General features: G+C 49.8%; 29 protein-coding genes, 1 other RNA gene and 1 pseudogene. 29 read left to right on the top strand and 2 right to left on the bottom strand.

Annotated elements, in window-relative coordinates; genetic code table 11:
- Positions 1-98: 98 nt before the first annotated feature.
- Positions 99-291 (top strand): annotated as a pseudogene (locus LIN78_RS02125) (IS5/IS1182 family transposase); the annotation flags it as partial.
- A 364-nt stretch (positions 292-655) separates the two neighbouring features.
- Here LIN78_RS02125 and LIN78_RS02120 read toward each other — a convergent pair.
- Positions 656-1,414, bottom strand: a complete 759-nt coding sequence (locus LIN78_RS02120; protein WP_227177988.1) for an XRE family transcriptional regulator — start codon at positions 1,412-1,414, stop codon at positions 656-658.
- 157 nt (positions 1,415-1,571) lie between these two features.
- Here LIN78_RS02120 and LIN78_RS02115 point away from each other — a divergent pair, with 157 nt between their 5' ends.
- From LIN78_RS02115 to LIN78_RS02030, 18 genes are all read left to right on the top strand, one after another.
- Positions 1,572-1,829, top strand: coding sequence for a helix-turn-helix domain-containing protein (locus LIN78_RS02115; RefSeq protein WP_227177986.1), 258 nt, complete (start codon positions 1,572-1,574; stop codon positions 1,827-1,829).
- Between the two features lie 114 nt (positions 1,830-1,943).
- Positions 1,944-2,411 carry a hypothetical protein gene (locus LIN78_RS02110; protein WP_227177984.1) on the top strand — a complete coding sequence of 156 codons (468 nt, stop codon included), beginning with the start codon at positions 1,944-1,946 and terminating at the stop codon, positions 2,409-2,411.
- The gene (locus tag LIN78_RS02105) at positions 2,408-4,630 is read left to right on the top strand and encodes a Mu transposase C-terminal domain-containing protein (RefSeq protein ID WP_227177982.1); all 2,223 of its coding nucleotides are present in this window, start codon (positions 2,408-2,410) and stop codon (positions 4,628-4,630) included. Before LIN78_RS02110 ends, LIN78_RS02105 begins: the two co-directional genes overlap by 4 nt.
- Positions 4,573-5,397, top strand: coding sequence for an AAA family ATPase (locus tag LIN78_RS02100; RefSeq protein ID WP_227177980.1), 825 nt, complete (start codon positions 4,573-4,575; stop codon positions 5,395-5,397). The genes LIN78_RS02105 and LIN78_RS02100 overlap by 58 nt, the downstream gene beginning before the upstream one ends.
- Positions 5,397-6,029 (top strand): hypothetical protein, encoded by a 633-nt coding sequence (locus tag LIN78_RS02095; RefSeq protein ID WP_227177978.1) that lies wholly within the window; start codon positions 5,397-5,399, stop codon positions 6,027-6,029. Before LIN78_RS02100 ends, LIN78_RS02095 begins: the two co-directional genes overlap by 1 nt.
- Complete coding sequence (locus LIN78_RS02090) at positions 6,022-6,324, top strand: helix-turn-helix domain-containing protein (RefSeq protein ID WP_227177976.1); 303 nt, start codon at positions 6,022-6,024, stop codon at positions 6,322-6,324. Before LIN78_RS02095 ends, LIN78_RS02090 begins: the two co-directional genes overlap by 8 nt.
- A gap of 2 nt (positions 6,325-6,326) precedes the next feature.
- Positions 6,327-6,743: a hypothetical protein gene (locus tag LIN78_RS02085; RefSeq protein ID WP_227177973.1), complete on the top strand. Its 417-nt coding sequence runs from the start codon at positions 6,327-6,329 to the stop codon at positions 6,741-6,743.
- Positions 6,740-7,003: a hypothetical protein gene (locus tag LIN78_RS02080; RefSeq protein ID WP_227177971.1), complete on the top strand. Its 264-nt coding sequence runs from the start codon at positions 6,740-6,742 to the stop codon at positions 7,001-7,003. The genes LIN78_RS02085 and LIN78_RS02080 overlap by 4 nt, the downstream gene beginning before the upstream one ends.
- Complete coding sequence (locus tag LIN78_RS02075; protein WP_227177970.1) at positions 6,993-7,307, top strand: hypothetical protein; 315 nt, start codon at positions 6,993-6,995, stop codon at positions 7,305-7,307. The genes LIN78_RS02080 and LIN78_RS02075 overlap by 11 nt, the downstream gene beginning before the upstream one ends.
- Positions 7,285-7,911, top strand: a complete 627-nt coding sequence (locus LIN78_RS02070; protein WP_227177968.1) for a DUF3164 family protein — start codon at positions 7,285-7,287, stop codon at positions 7,909-7,911. Before LIN78_RS02075 ends, LIN78_RS02070 begins: the two co-directional genes overlap by 23 nt.
- Before the next feature lies 1 nt (position 7,912).
- Complete coding sequence (locus LIN78_RS02065; protein ID WP_227177966.1) at positions 7,913-8,152, top strand: hypothetical protein; 240 nt, start codon at positions 7,913-7,915, stop codon at positions 8,150-8,152.
- Positions 8,124-8,510 carry an HU family DNA-binding protein gene (locus tag LIN78_RS02060; protein WP_227177964.1) on the top strand — a complete coding sequence of 129 codons (387 nt, stop codon included), beginning with the start codon at positions 8,124-8,126 and terminating at the stop codon, positions 8,508-8,510. Before LIN78_RS02065 ends, LIN78_RS02060 begins: the two co-directional genes overlap by 29 nt.
- Positions 8,511-8,513: 3 nt before the next feature.
- Positions 8,514-8,576, top strand: an RNA gene (locus LIN78_RS02055) — hammerhead ribozyme type II.
- A 6-nt stretch (positions 8,577-8,582) separates the two neighbouring features.
- Entirely contained in the window at positions 8,583-9,023 is a 441-nt protein-coding gene (locus tag LIN78_RS02050; protein ID WP_227177962.1) for a hypothetical protein, read from the top strand.
- Between the two features lie 33 nt (positions 9,024-9,056).
- Positions 9,057-9,665 (top strand): hypothetical protein, encoded by a 609-nt coding sequence (locus LIN78_RS02045; RefSeq protein ID WP_227177960.1) that lies wholly within the window; start codon positions 9,057-9,059, stop codon positions 9,663-9,665.
- Positions 9,665-9,973, top strand: coding sequence for a hypothetical protein (locus LIN78_RS02040; RefSeq protein ID WP_227177958.1), 309 nt, complete (start codon positions 9,665-9,667; stop codon positions 9,971-9,973). Before LIN78_RS02045 ends, LIN78_RS02040 begins: the two co-directional genes overlap by 1 nt.
- A 68-nt stretch (positions 9,974-10,041) precedes the next feature.
- Entirely contained in the window at positions 10,042-10,440 is a 399-nt protein-coding gene (locus LIN78_RS02035) for a gp16 family protein (protein WP_227177957.1), read from the top strand.
- Positions 10,437-10,892, top strand: coding sequence for a Mor transcription activator family protein (locus tag LIN78_RS02030; RefSeq protein ID WP_227177955.1), 456 nt, complete (start codon positions 10,437-10,439; stop codon positions 10,890-10,892). The genes LIN78_RS02035 and LIN78_RS02030 overlap by 4 nt, the downstream gene beginning before the upstream one ends.
- 27 nt (positions 10,893-10,919) lie before the next feature.
- Here LIN78_RS02030 and LIN78_RS02025 read toward each other — a convergent pair whose 3' ends face one another.
- Positions 10,920-11,381, bottom strand: coding sequence for a hypothetical protein (locus LIN78_RS02025; RefSeq protein ID WP_227177953.1), 462 nt, complete (start codon positions 11,379-11,381; stop codon positions 10,920-10,922).
- Positions 11,382-11,705: 324 nt separating this feature from the next.
- Between LIN78_RS02025 and LIN78_RS02020 the strand changes: the two genes are divergently transcribed.
- The 10 genes from LIN78_RS02020 to LIN78_RS01975 all read left to right on the top strand — a co-directional run bounded on the left by LIN78_RS02020 (position 11,706) and on the right by LIN78_RS01975 (position 19,157).
- Positions 11,706-12,068, top strand: a complete 363-nt coding sequence (locus LIN78_RS02020; protein ID WP_227177951.1) for a putative holin — start codon at positions 11,706-11,708, stop codon at positions 12,066-12,068.
- Positions 12,068-12,691, top strand: coding sequence for a transglycosylase SLT domain-containing protein (locus LIN78_RS02015; RefSeq protein ID WP_227177949.1), 624 nt, complete (start codon positions 12,068-12,070; stop codon positions 12,689-12,691). Before LIN78_RS02020 ends, LIN78_RS02015 begins: the two co-directional genes overlap by 1 nt.
- Positions 12,684-13,316: a hypothetical protein gene (locus tag LIN78_RS02010; RefSeq protein ID WP_227177947.1), complete on the top strand. Its 633-nt coding sequence runs from the start codon at positions 12,684-12,686 to the stop codon at positions 13,314-13,316. The genes LIN78_RS02015 and LIN78_RS02010 overlap by 8 nt, the downstream gene beginning before the upstream one ends.
- Positions 13,309-13,524: a TraR/DksA family transcriptional regulator gene (locus LIN78_RS02005; RefSeq protein WP_227177946.1), complete on the top strand. Its 216-nt coding sequence runs from the start codon at positions 13,309-13,311 to the stop codon at positions 13,522-13,524. Before LIN78_RS02010 ends, LIN78_RS02005 begins: the two co-directional genes overlap by 8 nt.
- The gene (locus tag LIN78_RS02000) at positions 13,517-13,819 is read left to right on the top strand and encodes a hypothetical protein (protein ID WP_227177944.1); all 303 of its coding nucleotides are present in this window, start codon (positions 13,517-13,519) and stop codon (positions 13,817-13,819) included. The genes LIN78_RS02005 and LIN78_RS02000 overlap by 8 nt, the downstream gene beginning before the upstream one ends.
- Positions 13,816-14,025: a hypothetical protein gene (locus LIN78_RS01995; RefSeq protein ID WP_227177942.1), complete on the top strand. Its 210-nt coding sequence runs from the start codon at positions 13,816-13,818 to the stop codon at positions 14,023-14,025. The genes LIN78_RS02000 and LIN78_RS01995 overlap by 4 nt, the downstream gene beginning before the upstream one ends.
- A gap of 2 nt (positions 14,026-14,027) precedes the next feature.
- On the top strand, positions 14,028-14,528 hold the full coding sequence (locus LIN78_RS01990; RefSeq protein WP_227177940.1) for a DUF1804 family protein: 501 nt from the start codon (positions 14,028-14,030) through the stop codon (positions 14,526-14,528).
- Between the two features lie 141 nt (positions 14,529-14,669).
- Positions 14,670-16,331, top strand: a complete 1,662-nt coding sequence (gene terL / locus LIN78_RS01985) for a phage terminase large subunit (RefSeq protein WP_227177938.1) — start codon at positions 14,670-14,672, stop codon at positions 16,329-16,331.
- Between the two features lie 83 nt (positions 16,332-16,414).
- Positions 16,415-17,821, top strand: a complete 1,407-nt coding sequence (locus LIN78_RS01980; RefSeq protein ID WP_227177936.1) for a DUF935 domain-containing protein — start codon at positions 16,415-16,417, stop codon at positions 17,819-17,821.
- Positions 17,814-19,157 (top strand): PBECR2 nuclease fold domain-containing protein, encoded by a 1,344-nt coding sequence (locus LIN78_RS01975; RefSeq protein ID WP_227177934.1) that lies wholly within the window; start codon positions 17,814-17,816, stop codon positions 19,155-19,157. The genes LIN78_RS01980 and LIN78_RS01975 overlap by 8 nt, the downstream gene beginning before the upstream one ends.
- Positions 19,158-19,212: the final 55 nt, after the last annotated feature.

Genomic DNA, 19,212 nt, shown 5'->3' with positions numbered 1-19,212 from the left:
AGCAGTCACAAAACAACGCAGACAGATATTACTCTGGTTCGACAAAGGCACAGAATGGTTAGCCAACTGTTACTAGCAATCGGGGGTGACATCTGGCGAGAACACTTTGGAAACTTGGAGCTGCTACCATCGGCGAAGCTTAGTGGAAACGCAAATTCACTGCTTAAATTGTTGGCTAATCGAGTCAAGTCGCGAGACTTTGACTTGCAGATTGCTGAGCTTAAAATCTGTGCAGCGATATTAAATCACTTTAGCGCATTGTGCACGCTCAAGACGGTATGTGCAGGGTAAGTAAGTCTAGGGATTGAGGTTGCGTGATTATTGATTGATTTGTGCAACAAAGCCAAGCGGTAGTAACTATCTGCTGGCACATTTCGGAGGTTTATCTATTGTGAACGGACCTAGTTCATTTGAAACGTGAAATGCTTGCACTTACTAGACTCAGTCTCGTGTTTCAATCTGATGTGGGGTAGGGTCAGCTTCTGCACTGGTTAGGAGACACCCGCGTGGCCTTGAATCTTAGTGTACATGCGGGTTTGCGCCAGTTCAGTGCAGAATATCGCGTTTGATCGAAATTGTTAGAAAATGAGCAGTTTATGATGTTTTTTGACGATACTTTCTGCACGGGAATGAACAGTAAGTAAACAGATAATAGTTACAGCATCCGCCCGAACCAAACCACCTTACCAATCACCGCAAAGTCATCTGGTGGATTGTTTATATCCACTTCAAACGGCTCGTAAGCTTCATTCGCACTGACGACCCTGAGTTTTCCACCTGGTATGCGCTGCACTCGTTTGACGATCAAATTCCCATCTACTCGTAGCACATACAAGCCGCCGACGGCATTGGTATCCGCATGGTTAAGCAGAATGACATCTCTATCATTCAAGACACCTTCCATCGAGTCTCCGTGCACAGAGATTACCGATAGATTCTTTGGATCTGCTCTCAAGTAATTATCAATCCAGTACTTACGGAAGGCCATTGTAAACACAGGCTTTTCATTGTCAGAAGTAAGCGCTCCATGTCCCGCAGAGGCCTGTAAATCAAAGCGTGGAATAAATACAAACTCTGACAAATCTACTTTATTTCCAGTTGTATCTAGCACGCAATAGCTTTGGTCATGGCGATGCTGAATCTGCTTGCTTGCTAGCACTTCACCAAGCAAGAGTTCATCGGTACTCACTTTATATAGGCGAGCCAACCTTGCAATTTTCGTGGCGTCAGGCTCTCTTTCGCCAATTTCCCAGGCTTGAAGCGTCGATATTGATACACCGATCTGGTCAGCACACTCAGATCTTGATAGGGAAAGTCGCTCCCGTGCGTCTCGCAACCTACCGCCAAGCAGCAATCGCTCGTTTTCAGGTTCAATGACCTTAGTAGAAAATGACTCGTTTAACTTATTTTTCATTTTCAAGTTACCTGTAAGTACCTGATTCCACAAACAAAAGCCTATTTACACACACTGATAGATGAAAATACAACCTGAAAACAGTTGAATTAAGCCTATTCTCAGGTTAATATTCACTCATAGCAGGTTATTTATAGGTTACCTAATAGGTGAATGTATGAGCACAAAAAAAAGTGACACCCATAAAGACTGGCATAGAGCAGATGTTGTCGCTGCTCTTCGCAAGAAAGGTTGGTCACTCAGAAAACTATCAGTCGCAGCTGGCTTAAGCGAAGGAACACTAAAAAGTGCACTAGATCGCCCCTGGCCAAAAGGTGAGTTGATCATCGCAAAGGCAATTGGTTGTGAGCCTGAGTCTATATGGCCCGAACGGTATGCAAAGCGAAATTTTGCGCCAGTTTTTGCACTGATTTGAACGATTGTAACCACTTTTGTTTATTCCATGTAAGTAAGTAATGACTTATCTACAGTTTGAGCCGGAAAACAGGTTGTTACCACTACCTATTTTCGCACTAGTGATTGGATGACTATGAGAATTCGCAGACAGATTCCCACAAGTCTTGATGATGCAATTGAGAAAGCCACGCAGCAGGCAGATAGAAGCCGCCGCCCAGCCAAAGTAATGGCAGATTTAATGGGGGTTGAGTTGAAAACCTACTACCGATGGCTTTCAGAAAGCAGCATGCCCTTAAACCGTCTACGTCAGTTTGAAACCTTTTGTGGCGCACATTTTGTAAGCGATTACCTAAGTACAGCAGCTGGTCGGGTCGTTATTGAGATACCTGTAGGAAAGAAGGCTAAACCTGAAGATATTGCAAACATGCAAGCAATGTTTGGCAAAGCCATCATGCTGCTATCCCAATTTTGGGAAACCCGGGATGGTATGGAAGAAACACTTTCAGTACTAACAGAAACATTGCAGCAAGTAGCATTTCAGCGTGAGAACGTATTGAAGTCAGTAAGTCCAGAGCTAGACCTATTTGGTGACTTCCAATGAAAAAATGGTTTTCAGTAAATGAGTTGTTGAGTTTGGACACCATGCCAAACACCTCTCAAGCAATCAATCATCGCGCCAGAAAAGATAGCTGGGAATCTCGAACAAAAACAGGCAAAGGTGGTGGCAAAGAGTTTTCATTTGAATCACTGCCAGAAGCTACACGCAATGAAATTATTAAGCGCAGTGTCGGCCTGCAAGATAAGTCACCAGCAGTCCCTGCCCTAAAGGTTTCTGCACGTGATCTGCCAAAGGCGTTGGCCAAGAGTAAGAAAAAAGAACAGCTAATGCTGACCCTGTCAACCGCAGACGAATTGAACGCAAACCAACGTGCAATCGCAGAGGCAAGGTGCGCCATGGTAGCGGAAGTACTCATGCTTGAGCAGGCGGTAAGCCGTGAAAAAGCAATGTCTATGCTGATTCACATGGCAAGTACAAAGGAATTGCCTCCCGTCACCCAACAATTGGCCATGAGAGCAAATGCTCGTGGGAATGATGAGCGGATCTTTAGCCGCCGCACACTTTGTGAGTGGATTAAGAAATACCTCTCTGCAAAGAATTTCCTTGATCGCCTGCGTCTGTTGGCCCCTGCCGAGCGGACACCGGACATGACCATCCCTGTATGGGCGGCTGAGTTTCTGAAAATCTATCGCCGTCCAGAAAGGCCAACACTGGCAGAAAGTTACGAGACGTTTATTAAGCTTTGGAAAGCCTCGCTACATGCGAACGCGGGCTATACATGGACAGCATGTGAATTGCCATCCATTCACCAGGTACGCCGGTTCTTGAAGAAGCTGCCAGCCGAAACCTTGTATCACGGTCGGATGTCAGGCGCCTCGCTAAAAGCAGTAATGCCGTATGTACAGCGTGATTGGTCCTTATTGGATGTGAACGATGTTTGGATTGGCGACGGTCACGGCATGAAGATGAAGGTAGCTCACCCAGACCATGGCAATCCATTCAAACCAGAGGTCACTCTGATTATGGATGCACACACCAGGGTCATAGTGGGTTGGTCAGTATCCCTATCAGAGAACGTACTGGCTGTTTGTGACGCCTTGCGCCATGGGGTGATGAGCCATGGGTTACCACTGATCTATTACAGCGATAACGGTGGCGGCCAGAAAAACAAGATGTTTGATGCGCCAGTGACCGGCATGTTGGGTCGCCTTGGTATTCAGCATGAGACCGGTATTCCTGGTAGCCCACAAGGTCGCGGTCTGATTGAGCGGGCTCACGGCACGATCCTACTCAAGTTGGCCCGTCAGTTTGAGACCTATCAAGGTCCAGACATGGACAGAGACACCCTGCGTAAACGAGCAAACACGATTGAAAGCCAGATCAAAGCCGTTAGTCGCGGTGAACGTCATTCGGTAGAGATGTTGCCTAGCTGGGAGTCCTTTATCGAGAAGCTAGAGGTTGCAATTCGTGAATATAACGAAGAACACCCTCATAGCGAGCTGCCAAAACGAAATGGCATGTACATGACACCAGCAGAGTTTTACCAAACTCGAATCAAGGCGGATCGCATCCACCGAGTTGGTCAGACAGAACTGCAGGATTTGTTCCGACCATACGTTATCCGGACAGCCAAACGTGGGCTAGTACAGCTGTGGAACAACAGCTACTTCAGCCGAGACTTGATGTTGGTAGATGGTCAGGAAGTGCAAGTGGGCTACGACGTTCATAGCGCGCAGTCGGTGGTGATTCGTGATCTGGATGGCCGCTTTGTGTGTGTGGCGGAGTTTAACGGTAACAAGCGCGAAGGCTTTGCGAAGACATTTGTCGAGCAGCTGCATGAGAAACGTGTATCGGGCATGAAAGCACGAGCCCAAGAGGTGATTGATCGCGCAGATGCGGAATTACGGCCTTTGATTGAGGCACAAGACAGCTTTGTGATTCCTGGTCTGAACATGACACGGGCTGAAATTGATGCAATGCCAGCGATTCAGCCACAAGAAGACCTGACCGTACAGGCAACAGTGACACCAGAGGAGGTGCTAGACGAGCGCAGAGCGCTGATTCAACGAAAACAAGCATTAATGAAGATGACACCGCCAGAACGGATGGCTGAGTGGATTCGATTTGACGGGGTTATCAGAAACGGTGGGCATGTAGAAGCGCATGACCGTGACTGGTATTTCAAGTATCGCGAACTTCCTGAGTGGAAGTCGCAGTACCTGAAAAACGAAGACCAACCGGTGGTGCGGCTGGTCGACTAAGGGCAATAAAACAAGGGCAATTATCAGTTATGAACAATACAAACGTCAACATGGCCGGAGTGGCCAACATCGGCAACCTGAAGATTTGCCAGATCGCACTCGAACACGCGGTCAATCGCGAACGCAATTTGCCTGGTCTGGTATGCCTGTTTGGGCCATCTGGATTTGGTAAGTCAATGGCAGCCAATTCGGTCGCCAACGCAACCCGCGCTTATTACGTACAAGCCAAATCTAGTTGGTCGAAGAAGCACATGCTGAAAGCGATTTTGTTAGAAATGTCGATCAAACCAGCAGGCACGATCCCAGAAATGGCAGATCAGGTTGCAGAAGAACTAGCACTCGCAGGACGCCCACTGATGATTGATGAGTTTGACCATGTAGTAGAGCGCGGCATGGTTGAGCTGGTTCGAGATCTGTACGAAGGCTCAGGAGCACCGATCCTGATCATTGGAGAAGAAGGTTTACCGATGAAACTCAAGAAATGGGAGCGCTTCCATGGCCGTGTATTGAGTTGGGTGCAGGCGCAGCCAGTCAATCTGGAAGATGCCAGAAAGCTTGCCAGTATCTACGCTCGCCAACTAACAATCTCGGATGACTTGCTGGAGCTACTGGTGAAGAAAGCGAATGGTTCAGTCCGTCGAGTCTGCGTCAACTTGGATCAAATCCAGCGCCAAGCACTAGCAAGTGGACTGACCGACATTGATGCAGAAACATGGGGGGACCAGCCCTTGTATACCGGAGAAGCACCAAAAGGAAGGAAGTTCTAATGGCGCGTCAAAAGGTACAAGCAGAACTGGTGGGTGGCAAGTCGCCTCGGCAACGAATTTGGGAAGTGATTCGAGCTAAACGTCAGCACTTTACTTTGGATGATTTATCCGTTCAAACCAACGTAAACACGACAACAACCAAGTCATTCCTTCGAAGCCTCTTGCTTGGTGGTTGGGTTGAGATCAGCAATAAAGACCAAGCAAAACTGAATGGCGTAATGGTCGAATGGACTTATCGATTAGTGAAAGACAACGGTACTTTTGCACCAAGAGTTCGTAAAGATGGAAGTGAAGTCACTCAAGGAAGAGGCAATGAATTGATGTGGCAAACGATGCGCAGGTTGGAGTCATTTGATTTTCATGAACTAGCAGCGATGGCAAGTACCGAGCAGACACCAATAGCGAGCACGACGGCAAAAGCTTACCTGAAGTTCCTCTCTAAAGCAGGTTATCTAGCAGTCACCTCCCCTACTAAAGCAGCATTTGGTACAGGCACAAGACCTGCAAGATACAAGTTAATTAAATATACCGGTCCGCGACCGCCGATGGTGCAACGCGTGGATTGGGTATACGACCAAAACTTGAACAAAGTGATGTGGCAACCCAGCCCGGAGGAGTTACTAGATGACTGAGGTGATGGATCTACTGCGGCAAGAATTGAAGACATCCAGCCTCGGCAAAATCAGTGCCCGAGTTGGTGTATCCAAAGCTAGCTTAAGCATGTTGTTGAATGGGAAGTACCCCAATCCAGACAAGATGTTGGAAAAAGTAAGAGCAGCACTGGCACAGAAGACCTGCCCTTACTTGAATGAAACGATTAGCAAAGAGGTGTGCAAAAGCTACTGCGAAATGCGCATCCCGATTAACAACCCCGCCCGCATGCAGCACTGGAAGGCATGCCAACAGTGTCATTTGAAAGGAGTTTGAACATGAAGATTGCCATATTGCCAGAACCCAAAGTGTTAACCGCTTCTTTCTTCACCACCATTGGTCTCATGAATCGAGTGCTTCGCCTTTTACGTGAAAACCACTGCCATATCCTCGGCAAGTCGGTGGATGGTTCTGGTTGGGAAGTAAAGCGGAACCCTTGGATTGCCGAGCGCATCGGCCTAACCAGACAGATAGTTGATGGTGAGTATCTGTACTGGACGCGCATTGAAGGAGTACGCGTCGAATATCGTATGCCGCTACAGGGTCGTAAGCCGACTCACCTGATGTGCAGCATCTGCAAGCGGCTGTATCCAGTCAATAAGCTGCCACTGATTACCACTCCTGATCTCTACAAATGTTATGAGGCGGGTTGTCCGGTGTGTGGCACAGGCACTCTAACGGAGGTTTTGCAATGAAACAATTACCAGTCATTGATCGCGTAGCAGCGACAGAACGCGTGGGTTGGAAACTGGTTGAGCTTGGCTATGAAGTGGTTGGTGTTTCCGTGATTGGAAGTGAAAGCAGGATTGTACTTGGCCCAAATAAATCTTTTGAAAAACTAAAAGCGAAGTATGGATGCGAGACGCGGGAGCGCACCAATGATAGCTGCCTAATGGTCACCACGATCAAAGAGGTCAATGTGTTGTGGTCGGAGCCTGCCTGCAATGCCAGTTGAGTTAACCGATGAGCAAAAGCAGCTGCTGCAGCAACAAGCAGCGGCCTACCGTGAGGAAAACGGTTGCAGCCTGAAAGAAGCCAGGGAGTCGGTATGGAAACGTTATCTGGCCTCACTAGAGCAACCGGTGACAAAGGAGCCACAACCGAAGCCCGTCGCCCAGGCACCACCAGTGAAGCAGGTAGTAAAAGCGCAGCAAGGAAGCAAACGAACATTTAACGCAACACCCGCCGTTGAGTCTGCATTAGCCGGGTGTTACCGAATCTTAAAAGGAAAGAACGATGAGCGAAGTACAAGTAGTTGAGGTGCCCGCAGGCTACCGCAAGGATGCCCGTGGTGCGTTGGTGCCAGAGCAGCTGATCAAGCCAGTGGATCTGGCCCGAGATGTACTGGTGCAAGAGATCGTGCAAAAGGCACGAGAAATGAATGAAATCATGGCGAAGTTCAAAGCCAGCATCTTTGGTGACATTGAAGCTTTTGTCGAAATGTCTGCCGAAGAGTACGGCGTCAAGCTGGGTGGGCAAAAAGGTAATTTGTCCCTGATGAGTTTTGATGGTCGACTCAAGGTGAACCGCGCTGTACAGGAGCGAATCAACTTTGATGAGCGACTTCAAGCGGCCAAGGCACTGATTGATGAGTGCCTACATGATTGGACTGAAGGCGCTAGCCCTGAACTACAGGCGCTGATTGGTGCTGCCTTCGCCACAAACAAGGAAGGCGAAATCAATACTGGTCGAGTACTGGCTCTGCGTCGCTATGAAATTACAGACGAGCGCTGGATTCGTGCCATGAATGCGATCAGCGAAGCGGTGCAAGTAGTGGGCAGCAAGTCTTACATCCGTGTTTATGAGCGTATCGGTGAAAGTGGTGAATACCTGCCAATCGCCCTAGATATGGCGGGGGTGTGAGATGAATGAAAACCTCTTTACGAGCGTTGAGCCAGAAAGCTGGCATAAACTATCACTAACAGATGCCATCACCAAAATGCGAGAGTCCGGTATTAGCAAACTGGTGGTGGGGTATGGAACAGAAAGTAAGACCTTCGGTGCTTTCATGCTAGTTGAAGGAGAACACACCGAGCGTTACTTGAAAAAATTCGAAGAACTAGAAGCAGAGCTGGATGATGAGCAGCCCGCCAACGGTTCGTAATCTTAAGCTGCTGATCCGTAACTTGCGCACGGGTCAGCATTTAAAACTAGCAATTTTTAAACACTTGAAAGGTAAGACCATGAAAAAAGCAGAACTGATCAAACACGTAGCCTCCCACGCCAATGTGACACAGGGCCAAGCAGAAGATGTCATCAATGCACTGACTACTGCTATCCGCGACACCGTGCGGGCCGGGGGGGAGATTGCCCTGCCTGATCTAGGTAAGTTCTCTTCTACAGCCCGCGCCGCTCGTACCTCCCGCAATCCTCGTACAGGGGAAACCGTTGAGGTGGCCGCCAAACGAGTACCGAAGTTCAGCCCGACCACCTCATTCAAGCAGCTACTGTCTGATAAGTAACCCAAGCGAAACCGCCGGAAGGCGGTCTGCCCAGCGTGGTTGCTGGGTACTGATGAGCAGCCGGAGAAACAAGTGAAACTGACAAAAGCGCAAATTGAATACCTGAGCCAGCGGTTAACGATGGCTTGGGGGTATGTGAAGTTAAAAGCGGATGGGGATGAGATCACCCTCCGCGTCGAACGTGCGAAGTCTCTGCGGTACCGAATAGTGGTTTATATCAACGGAGAATGGAAGGGGGCATGGGTCTCCGGGAAGAACTCACATCCCGAACAAAAGTGGTTAAACAAGCGCAAGAATTATCTATATTCCCCAACTGCAATGAAGAAATGGGAAAAACTGCTAGGCAAACGTGAAGCCGCCAAGATGCAGAAGGAATACTTTTCTTATGATCTGAGTTTCGCTAGTGGCAAAGCAGCCTTGCAACACATTAACAGGGTAGCCACTGAGGTGACTATTTTAGCAACCGATGATTTAGGAGGGTGTGAAATTGAACCAGCAACAGAAACAGCCTGACACCGATGAATTTGATTTTTGGAGACCGATGAAATGAGTAATCACCAAGAGACTAATGGCGTAGCAAAGCCAACTGAAGAGATGATCCTATTCTGCCCAGCATGCGGTCACGTGGGAGATGTTGCTGACAATTACATAAGCTGCTGCCCTGATGGAGGCAATGCACGGTTATTTCCAAAGTATTCTGCGGGGCTATTAAAAGAATCCTTTGCTCTACTTTTCGGCAGGGTCAAAAGGGAGAGTACGCATCAGCAGCCATCCATGCCGGACACATTGCGCCAGCACGTAGAAAAGATGGTTTGTCTACTGGAAAACCGCGAATGGGCAGACCTGTTCACCTCTCTGAATAGCGGCGATGAACTGGCGCAACGACTAGAAATAGCAATCAACGATCTAGTTGGTGCAGCACAGAAGCCCGCCGTGCCGGATGGTATAGAGCAGGATGCTGCACGCTATCAAGCCCTGCGCAAAAGTTTTATTGCTCCAGAAGATACCCCTCTTTGTTATGCCATCGAAAACGAAATGCATAACATGATGACGATGATTGTGTCTGAGCAAGGGGAGGAAGCGTATCCAACGGAAGCGGAGTTTGACTCAATGATTGACCGGGCAATGCTTACCGCTAAGAAAGCTGGTGTGTGATGGCTTTGAAAATCCTAACTTTTACAGAAAAGAAAGAAGCAATCTTTAACCTGCTACAAGAGCGTGATGCAACGATAACTGATATCAGCACAAGCCTTTTGCTTCATCCCGAATCAGTCAGAACGGCAGTGCAACACTTGGTTGCAGAAGAGAAAGTACGGCCACTAGATGATGGTTGGCAGACAAAATATTCCTCTAAAACCCAAGGAAGAATCATCCGGCTGACTGATACCAGGCACAACGAAGGCGGCACCATTGGGATGCGCTCTGACCCGATCCACCGACGAACAATAGGCCAGATGATCTGATGAAAACCCACTGTCGAGACGGTTCTTTGAGCCCTCTCGACAATGTGCTTTCTGAAAGATGATAAATCATGAGTGTGAGTAAAACCGATCTCGCTAAAATCCACATCGCCAAATCACAGCTTGGCATGAGTGATGACGTCTACCGTGACATGCTGCAACGCGTGGCGGGTGTTCGTTCTGCCAAGGATATTCCGGCGACTAGGCTAGCGGGGGTATTTACAGAGCTAAAGCGTCTTGGCTTTAAGCCATCCAGTAAGGCGGGGCGGACTGTGAATAGCGTGGCCTCTGGCAATAAAGCCCTGATGAGTAAGATCAATGCGCTCTTGGCCGATGCTGGCCGCCCAATGGCCTACGCCGATGCAATGGCTAAACGGATGTTTGGGGTAGATCGGGTTGAATGGTGTGGGCAGGAGAATTTGCGCAAAATCGTGGCTGCTTTAACATACGATCAACGGAGGCATTCATGAATCAACGAGTAAACATTGCGGATCTTGCTAGCGTAGCGCATGTGCTACCAGAGAACGCACAACTATTGGTTCGACTGATCGGTGTGCAAAAGACGCTGCTATTGGTTGAACGCTATGGCGGGCAGACTTTCCCAATCTCAAAAAACAAGACCTTTGCAGGCAATATCCGCTATCAGGCCATTGCCGAAGAAGTGGGTATCCTTGCGGCTGACATCCTCACCAAGCACTTTGGGGGTGAAGCGCTATACATCCCTAACTGTAAAGATGCCATTCGTGAAACTAGGAACCGGATGATACGAACTGAGTTCGATAAACACTCGAACGAAATCGGCGTCAATGCAACCGTGGCCAACTTGGCCACTTCTTTTGGTCTGAGCGACCGGATGATTTGGCGAATACTGAAAGAAGTCGATAAAGTATCTGTTAACGCACAACAGATCAGTTTGTTTTAAGAAAGCCCCTGCTAAAGGGGCTTATTTTTATTTCGAGAATGGAAACTTGTCGCCCTTTTCCATTTTTCCAACCATTTCATACGAGAGGTGATGGAGAACTAAGTTTCCCTTTTTATACAAAACAGAAATCACAGAGTCACAGACACTACGAATACCAAACCATCGCTCTCCTGTATCTGAATATTTTCCAGTCGTGACTTTGTAAGGGCATGTTTGTGGATGTCCCCAAGAGCTATCAGATGGCGATGCATAGAATACTTGCATTGAACCATTAGGATCAATCACATACTTAACCCACTGCTCAGGAAACTGATTCGAATCATTGATGTTTATTGGATCAGTGTAAGTCCATGTTCCCGAAATAGCCTCTTGCGCTTGCTCTACAGTTTCAGGTTCTCGCGAAATACTGAGCATGCTGTTCATATAAAAAAATACCAGCACCCCAACAGTGATGCCACCAATGATCGGAAGGCGTTGTTTAATGTTCATTGCATTTCTAAATGTCAGTTAGATAATTAATCTTACTGCATGATTCACATTCATCCAAAGATAATATGCAGTAAGGATACCCACTGACACCCTTCCCGTGGGTCGATAGTTAGCATCATTTTATGATGGGCACATGCAAAAATCATGTGCCCTTTCTGTTTGTGGTCGCTGTAACCACTTCAAAAAACCCAAGACGCGACTAGCCGATCTGGCTGGATACGGTCAATGTCGGTTTGATCCAGAATGGATTGCCCGTTCACGCAGTGCGGCATGTGCTTTTACCCCTAGTAAATTCACATCAACCTCTCCCAAGGAGCCCGCTGCATGAATGATTCAGCCTATCGTTTACCCCGCCTTACTTTCACGATTCTTTTTGCACTGCTGTTGATCGGGCTGGTTTATCTGATCCATCCAGAGCAGACCATCACCTTTGTCTACAAGTTATCCCTGGTCACAGCAGCAGCAGTAATTGGCTATTGGATTGACCGTGCAGTGTTCCCGTATGCCCGCCCGGATAGTTATCTCGAGACCCCTGACTGGAAATACCACCTGCAATTCTTTGGTAAGAATGCACAGGGGGCTGATATCCAAATTGCCGAGGGTTATGAGTTGGTCTACTCCCTCGCCATGCTTCGTCGCGCCATCATCATTGCAGCCATCGTGCTGGGTGTAGGTTTGGGGCTGTAATGATGCCGGTTCGTTACCTACTACTCTATCTGGTGTTCGGCCTGCTGGCTGTTCACCAGGCATTTGCCGAGGTGCCAGCCAATGCGCTTAGGCACCGCGCCCAACTGACTCGGGAAGCCCATGCCTTTTGGGGGCTGGATGCACCGGTCGCCACCTTTGCGGCCCAGATCCACCAGGAGTCTCGCTGGCGTGAAAACGCTACCTCACCTGTCGGGGCAATTGGTATCGCTCAGTTTATGCCTGCAACCGCTAGTTGGATTCGTGATGCCTATCCAAGTCTGCGGGGTGATGGCGCAACAGCAACCAATCCAGCCTGGTCAATGCGTGCCTTGGTGATCTACGACAAGCATCTATATGACCACATCAAGGCAAAAGACCGTTGCAATCGGATGTGGATGGCACTGTGGGCTTATAACGGCGGACTTGGCTGGGTGTATCGCGATCAGGCCAAGGCGACTAAAGCAGGCGCAAACCGCCTGATTGCGGCGGAAGTTACCCCATCCAATGCAGGCAGAACGGCAGCAGCCTTCCAAGAAAACCGAGGGTATCCGCAGGTCATTATCGGTAAGTTTGAGCCACTGTATATCCAGGCTGGGTTTGGTCAGGGGGTATGCCATGTTTAGTTTCTCCCCTTTGGACTGGATCAAAGAGAACTTGGTGATTATTGCCATCTCACTCATGGCCCTGCTGGGTGGGTATTTCTATGGCCATTCTTCTGGCTACGGGGAAGCAAAAGCCAAAGGAGATGCCGCGATTGCCCAGCTGCGTGGCGAGTACGACAAAACCTATGCCAAGGCCGTGAATGCTGCTGCAACCAAGCTAATCGCTGAAATCAAACGAGGAAATGCACTGGCCAGTGAGCTGGCAACCACTCAGCAGCAATTAGCTGATGTGCAAAATCTCCTGCAAAAGAAGGTGCCTTATGTCACGACTGTTTATAAAACCTCGCCTGCGGCGACTGCTGTACCTATCCCTCGTGCCGTGTTTACTCGTGGCTATGTCCGGCTGCTCAACACCGCCTTCGGTGCAGATCGCACCGCCTGTGTATCAAGCACCACTACCAGCAGCAATGATCCAGCAACCGAAGCAACGACCAGTGCTGAAACCGGGTTATGCGGGGACGACCTCCTCGATAGCGGGATCAGTCAAGCTGACCTCCTCTCTTGGGCAATCGACACCGGAACACAGTGCCAGCAAGAGCGGGCGCAACTGATCCAGTTGATCCAACTGGAGACTACGCATGACTGATGTATTTGATCGGGCCAGCGATCTGGAGCAAGCCCAAAGGGATGCCGCCATTGCAGCAGTACGGGAATGTACCCATTCAGATGGCGAATCAGCCGAGTACTGCAATGACTGTGGGGATGTTATCCCGATGAAACGACGTTTAGCCGCACCAGGCTGCCAACGCTGTGTGCATTGCCAATCACTTTGGGAGCGTCGCCGTCATGGGTAATTCAAGCGTCTATGTCGTGCTATGGCCGATTGCGCTGGCCTTGATCGCACTCTTTGGCGGGATCTGGATCAGGCGAGTTTCACAAGATTCTGACGGTGCAAAAGCTGCCGCAAAATCCGCTTCGGAATCCGCTCATGCAGTACGACAGGAGTTGCATCACTTTCAGATTGAGGTGATGGGTAACTATGTCCGCAAGGATGATTACCGCGTGGGTGAAGACCGTATCCTGGAACAAATGAAGGTGATTGATGGCAAGGTCACCGAAATTTCTAACCAACTGGCTAAGAGGCCATGATGAGCGATAAAAACAACCAAGAATCACAAGAGCTGGCGCTGCTCAAACGCATCGACGGCAAGTTGGACACGATTCAACAGGACATGGCCGAGATTGAACGCCGTGCGGTCAAGAAAGCGGTGGTCTATGGTGCAGCCGCTGGAGCTAGCGCAGGGGCTATTGCCGCCTGCGGCATCCTAGTGGCCAGAATTAAGTTGGGGTTGTAAGTATGGCCCATGGCAAAGAAGTACGTGAGGCAGTACGTGCCTATTACATCCGGGATCGATTGAGTCTGGAAGTAGCTGCAGCACGTGCAGGCGTAGCCTATGGTACCGCCCGCCGCTGGAAGTCAGACTCCGAAGAATCTGGCGATGATTGGGACAAGCTTCGTTCCGCACAGATGATGGCTGGCGGAGCAATTGAGGATATTGCCCGTCAGATGCTGAACGGCATGGTGCTGCAGTATCAATCCACCATTGAAACCCTGAATCTGGACACATCTATCCCCTCGGCAACCAAGGTGCAGATGCTGTCCAGTCTGGCAGATGCCTATAACAAGACTATCTCGGCCAGTAAGAAGATCATGCCGGAAACCTCAGAACTGGCGACCGCCATGGAAGTGGTACAGCAGCTGGCTGAGTTCGTGCGAACTAAGTATCCCAAGCATGTGCAAGCCTTTGCCGAGATTCTGGAACCGTTTGCTGATGAATTGGCGCGTAGCTATGGATAAGGTGCATCCCGTCTGGCTTGTGATCATTGGCTTTGTCTTGGGATGGATATTTGCCCATCAAGCGGTCGGCACCGAGTGCACCAAGCTTGGTGCATTCTATGTTGGTGACCAAGTGTATGGATGCGCCCCGGAAAATCTAAAATGACCAAGTCAGCCAGCACCAGAACACGCACTAACACCCGCCTCACCAAGAAAGAGTTCCTCCAGCAAATGGCGGAACTTTCTGCACAGTATCAATTGCAGATTGAGACTTCGTGTGATGGGTTTGATCCAGATCCCAAGGCAAGCCTTGCCCGTCGAGAGGCAACGCATGGCAGCTTCCGGCTATTTGCACAAACTTACTTCCCCCACTACGTGAAGCATGATCCAGCGACCGTGCATGAGTATCTGTTTGATCGCTTTCAGGAAGTGGTCGACAACGATATCGGTGATCATGATGCGGTGGCGGCCCCTCGTGGCCATGCCAAGTCCACCATCATTACGCAGATTGGCACGATCTGGTGCATCGTCACAGGCAGGAAGGTATACCCATTAATTGTGATGGATGCGCTTGACCAGGCATTGCCGATGCTAGAAGCCATCAAGGCAGAGTTAGAATTTAACCCCCGCCTAAAACTGGACTATCCGGAGGCGATGGGGCGAACCAATGTCTGGCAGGTTGGCACGATCGTAACGGCTAATGGGGCAAAGGTTGAGGTGTTTGGTTCTGGTAAAAAAATCCGTGGTCGACGCCATGGGGCTTACCGCCCCGATCTAGTAATCGGTGATGACTTAGAGAACGATGAAAACGTGCGTAGCCCGGAGCAACGCGACAAGTTGATGTCTTGGATCACTAAGTCATTGCTATCTCTTGGCTATGCAGATGACAGCCTAGACGTGTTTATTATCGGCACCATCCTGCACTACGACTCAGTACTGGCAAGGCTCTTAAAAAACCCGCTGTGGAGCGGTAAGAAGTTTAAAGCGGTTGAGCAATGGCCAGAAAGAATGGATCTGTGGGACAAATGGCAAGAGGCGCTACTCAATCTCGGTGAGGAAGTCGCCAAAGCTTTCTACGAAACCCACAAGCTGGAGATGGATGCTGGGGTCAAGATTTGTTGGCCCGGCGGTACCACCTTCTACAAGCTAATGATCAAACGGGCACGAGATGGTAAAGCGGCCTTTGATTCAGAACAGCAGAACGATCCGTTATCTGGCGATGATGCACCGTTTGCTGAATGTATCCAGTTCTGGGTCAACCGTCTTAGAGAGTGGATCTTCTTTGGTGCTTGTGACCCCTCCTTGGGTAAGGCGGGTAACTCACGTGACCCGTCTGCGCTGCTGGTTGGCGGTTTTAACCGAGAGACCGGCATTCTGGATGTAGTGGAAGCAGGTATCCGCAAACGCCTGCCAGACCGCATCATCAGCGACATCATTGAATTACAGAAGCAGTACCGCTGCATTTTGTGGGTGATTGAGACTATTCAGTTTCAGGAGTTCCTGCGCACGGAGCTGGTGAAACGTGCAGCCAAAGCAGGTATTCCTGTACCGGCCAGAGCAGTGCAACCAAACGCAGACAAAATCCTACGTATTGAAACCCTGCAACCACATATGGCCAATGGATTGATTCGTCTGGGGCCTGACCAATCCACATTGATTGATCAGTTAAGACACTTCCCTAAAGCCGACCATGACGATGGCCCGGATGCCCTGCAGATGTTGTGGGCAGCTGCCAACAGTGGTTTCTCTTCTTCTGGCATCAAAACGACGGGCCGTGCAAGGGCTGGTCAAAAAATGAATGATTACTATGGAGCGCCAAATTGATGGACGCGAAACTGACGCCTGCACATAGACAGGAAATTGCGACCGCCGCAAAAGACCCGTTCAACTTTTACTTTAATGGGCTGATGCGTCCACAGGACGACACCTTGGCGACTCGTGGTGGGGGCAAGGGTCTAAAAATCTATGATGAGATTGAGCGGGATTGTCATGCATTCTCGGTACTACAGAAGCGAAAGCTGGCTTTGATTGCCAGACCCATAATCGTGGAAGCTGCCAGCCCTAGTCGGCTAGATAAGAAAGCCCGTGATCTGGTTGAGGCGCAATTAAACAGTATTGGCTTTGATCGCCTATGCCAACATCTGATGGACGCAGTACTAAAAGGTTATGCAGCTGCTGAAATCATCTGGGAGTTGCGTGGCTCAGAGGTATGGGTATCCAAGTTCAAAGCCAAAGATGCTCGCCGTTTTGCCTTTGGTGACAATGAGGAGGTTCGACTGCTCACCAGGAGCAATATGTGGCCGGGAGAAGAAGTGCCGCCAGGCAAGTTCATCGTGCATCGCTATGGGGCAAAGGATGGCAACCCCTATGGCTTAGGTATGGGGTCACGGTTGTTCTGGCCAGTTTTCTTTAAGCGTCAAGGTATTCAGTTCTGGCTTACGTTTGCAGACAAGTTTGGATCACCTACTGCTTTAGGAAAATATCCGCAAGGAACCCCCGAAGATCAGCAGCAAGAATTGTTAGATGCCTTGGAGCGCATCAGTCATGACGCAGGGGTAGCCATCCCGGAAGGCATGGAGTTGACGCTACTAGAGGCAGCACGTAGTGGCTCAATCAATACCTATGAATCGCTTTGTCGATACATGGACGAGGAGATGAGCAAGGCCGTCTTGGGGGAAACGTTATCGACCAGCGTACAAGGGGGTAGCTATGCAGCTGCTCGCACACACAATGAAGTGCGACTAGAACTGGTGCAAGCGGATGCTGACCTGCTGACTGATACATTAACCGAGCAGCTGGTGAGCTGGATCGTCGCGTTTAATGTGCCTGGTGCAAATCTGCCGAGGGTATATCGAGATTGTTCGGTCCCGGAGGATCTGCAACAACGAGCAGATCGCGATGAAAAGCTGGGTAAAGTCGGCTATCGCCCGACGCTGGCCAGCGTGCAACAGGTCTATGGCGAAGGCTACGAGGAAATCCCTAAACCAGCCCCTGCAGGAAAAACACAAGGCTTGGCGGCCCCAGTGGCCAACGACTTTGCAGAGCATGATGCCACCGAGTTTGCCGATCAGCAGCTAATTGACCTGCTAGCTACGCCCGACCCAGCTGAGCTTGGCAAGTATATGGCCGAGGTGATGAAGCCAGTATTTACTGCCATCAAGGCGGGAAAGGATGAAACAGAGCTACTAGGGCTCCTGGCAGAGGTCTATCCAAAAATGAATGGCGATGCATTGGAGGCCGAGCTGGGGAGAATTCTGTTTATCGCCAATCTGGTCGGTCGCCTGTCTGCTCAGTCTGAGGCGACAGATGCCTAATATTGATCCTGTTCATTTAAAAGCCGTCTTTGGGATGGAGCCAGCAACCGCTGTGCAATATCTGTCGCAAAAGGGCTATCGAATCACTTGGAACTGGCAGGATCAGTTAAACGAGGCGCATGCCCGTGCCTTTACCGTAGCCAAGGCGGTTCGACTGGATGTCTTGCAGGATATCCGCTCAGGGCTGGCAGATGCCCTGAAAACGGGCAAAACAGTTGAGCAATTCAAAGATGAGCTAACCCCGTTGCTACAGGCTAAAGGCTGGTGGGGCAAACAAGTCGTGGTAGACAGCCAAGGGAATGCCGAGCAGATCCAGTTAGGTAGTGCCCGCCGTTTAAAGACGATTTATCAAACAAACCTTCAGTCGGCCTACATGGCGGGCCGATACCAGCAGATGGAAGCTACCAAGGCCGCATTGCCTTATTGGATGTATGTGGCAGTACTGGATAGCCGTACCCGTCCAAGTCACCGTGCCATGAATGGTCAGGTGTTTGCGGCAGATGATCCGGTCTGGGATGCGATGTATCCGCCAAACGGGTTTAACTGTCGTTGTCGGGTAAGAGCATTAAGCGACAAGATGGTGCAGCGTGAAGGCCGTAAAGTATCCAAATCTGACGGTCACATGGTGAAAGTTTCCAAGCAAGCCGGACTGGATAAGCGTACCGGAGAACTACACCAGATAGACGTGCGTGGTATTCGTTTGAAAGGCATAGAGGGTAAGGACTTTGTATTTAGCCCGGATGTCGGGTTCGACTATAACCCCGGCAAGGCTGCCTTTAAGCCCTTCATGCCTCCACCAGATGACAACCTGCCTCCTACCTTTTTACCTGGTCAGCACTTGCCCAAAATGGTGCCGCCAACTCCATTGCCAGAAAAAGCGATTCTGCCAACGGGTTTGCCGCATGAGGATTACATCAAAGCCTTCCTGAGCGAGTTCAATGCCTCTCTTGAGCAGCCGTCTGTATTTAAGGACGTGGCCGAGGAACGGCTGTTGATATCGGCGGATCTGTTCAGGGATGGCAAAGGGCAATGGAAAGTCACCAAGAATGGTCGAGAGCGTTATCTGGCAGCGCTGGCCAAGACGATCAAATCACCAGATGAGATTTGGATGCGCTGGGAAGAGTCCAGATCGCAGCCTGGTAAATGGCTATTGAAACGCCGTTATCTGAAAGCATGGCTGACCGATCAGGATATCTTCGGGATTGGCGTGTTCGAGTTTGGAGAAGATGGCTGGTCAGGGTCTACTGTGTTCCATACCGATGCAACCACGGCAGAGGCGAGAGTGGCCTATATCGAGAAGCAACGGGATGGAACGTTGATGTACCGCAGAAAATAAAAAAGGCTCGCCAGTACGAGCCTTCTACCCACGGTTCCTTTGGGCGCATATCTCT

It is taken from the genome of Leeia speluncae (genome assembly GCF_020564625.1).
In the GTDB taxonomy this organism is placed as follows: Bacteria; Pseudomonadota; Gammaproteobacteria; order Burkholderiales; family Leeiaceae; genus Leeia; species Leeia speluncae.
Note: the sequence above shows the minus strand (reverse complement) of the source record. Positions and strands in the feature narration are given on the sequence as shown.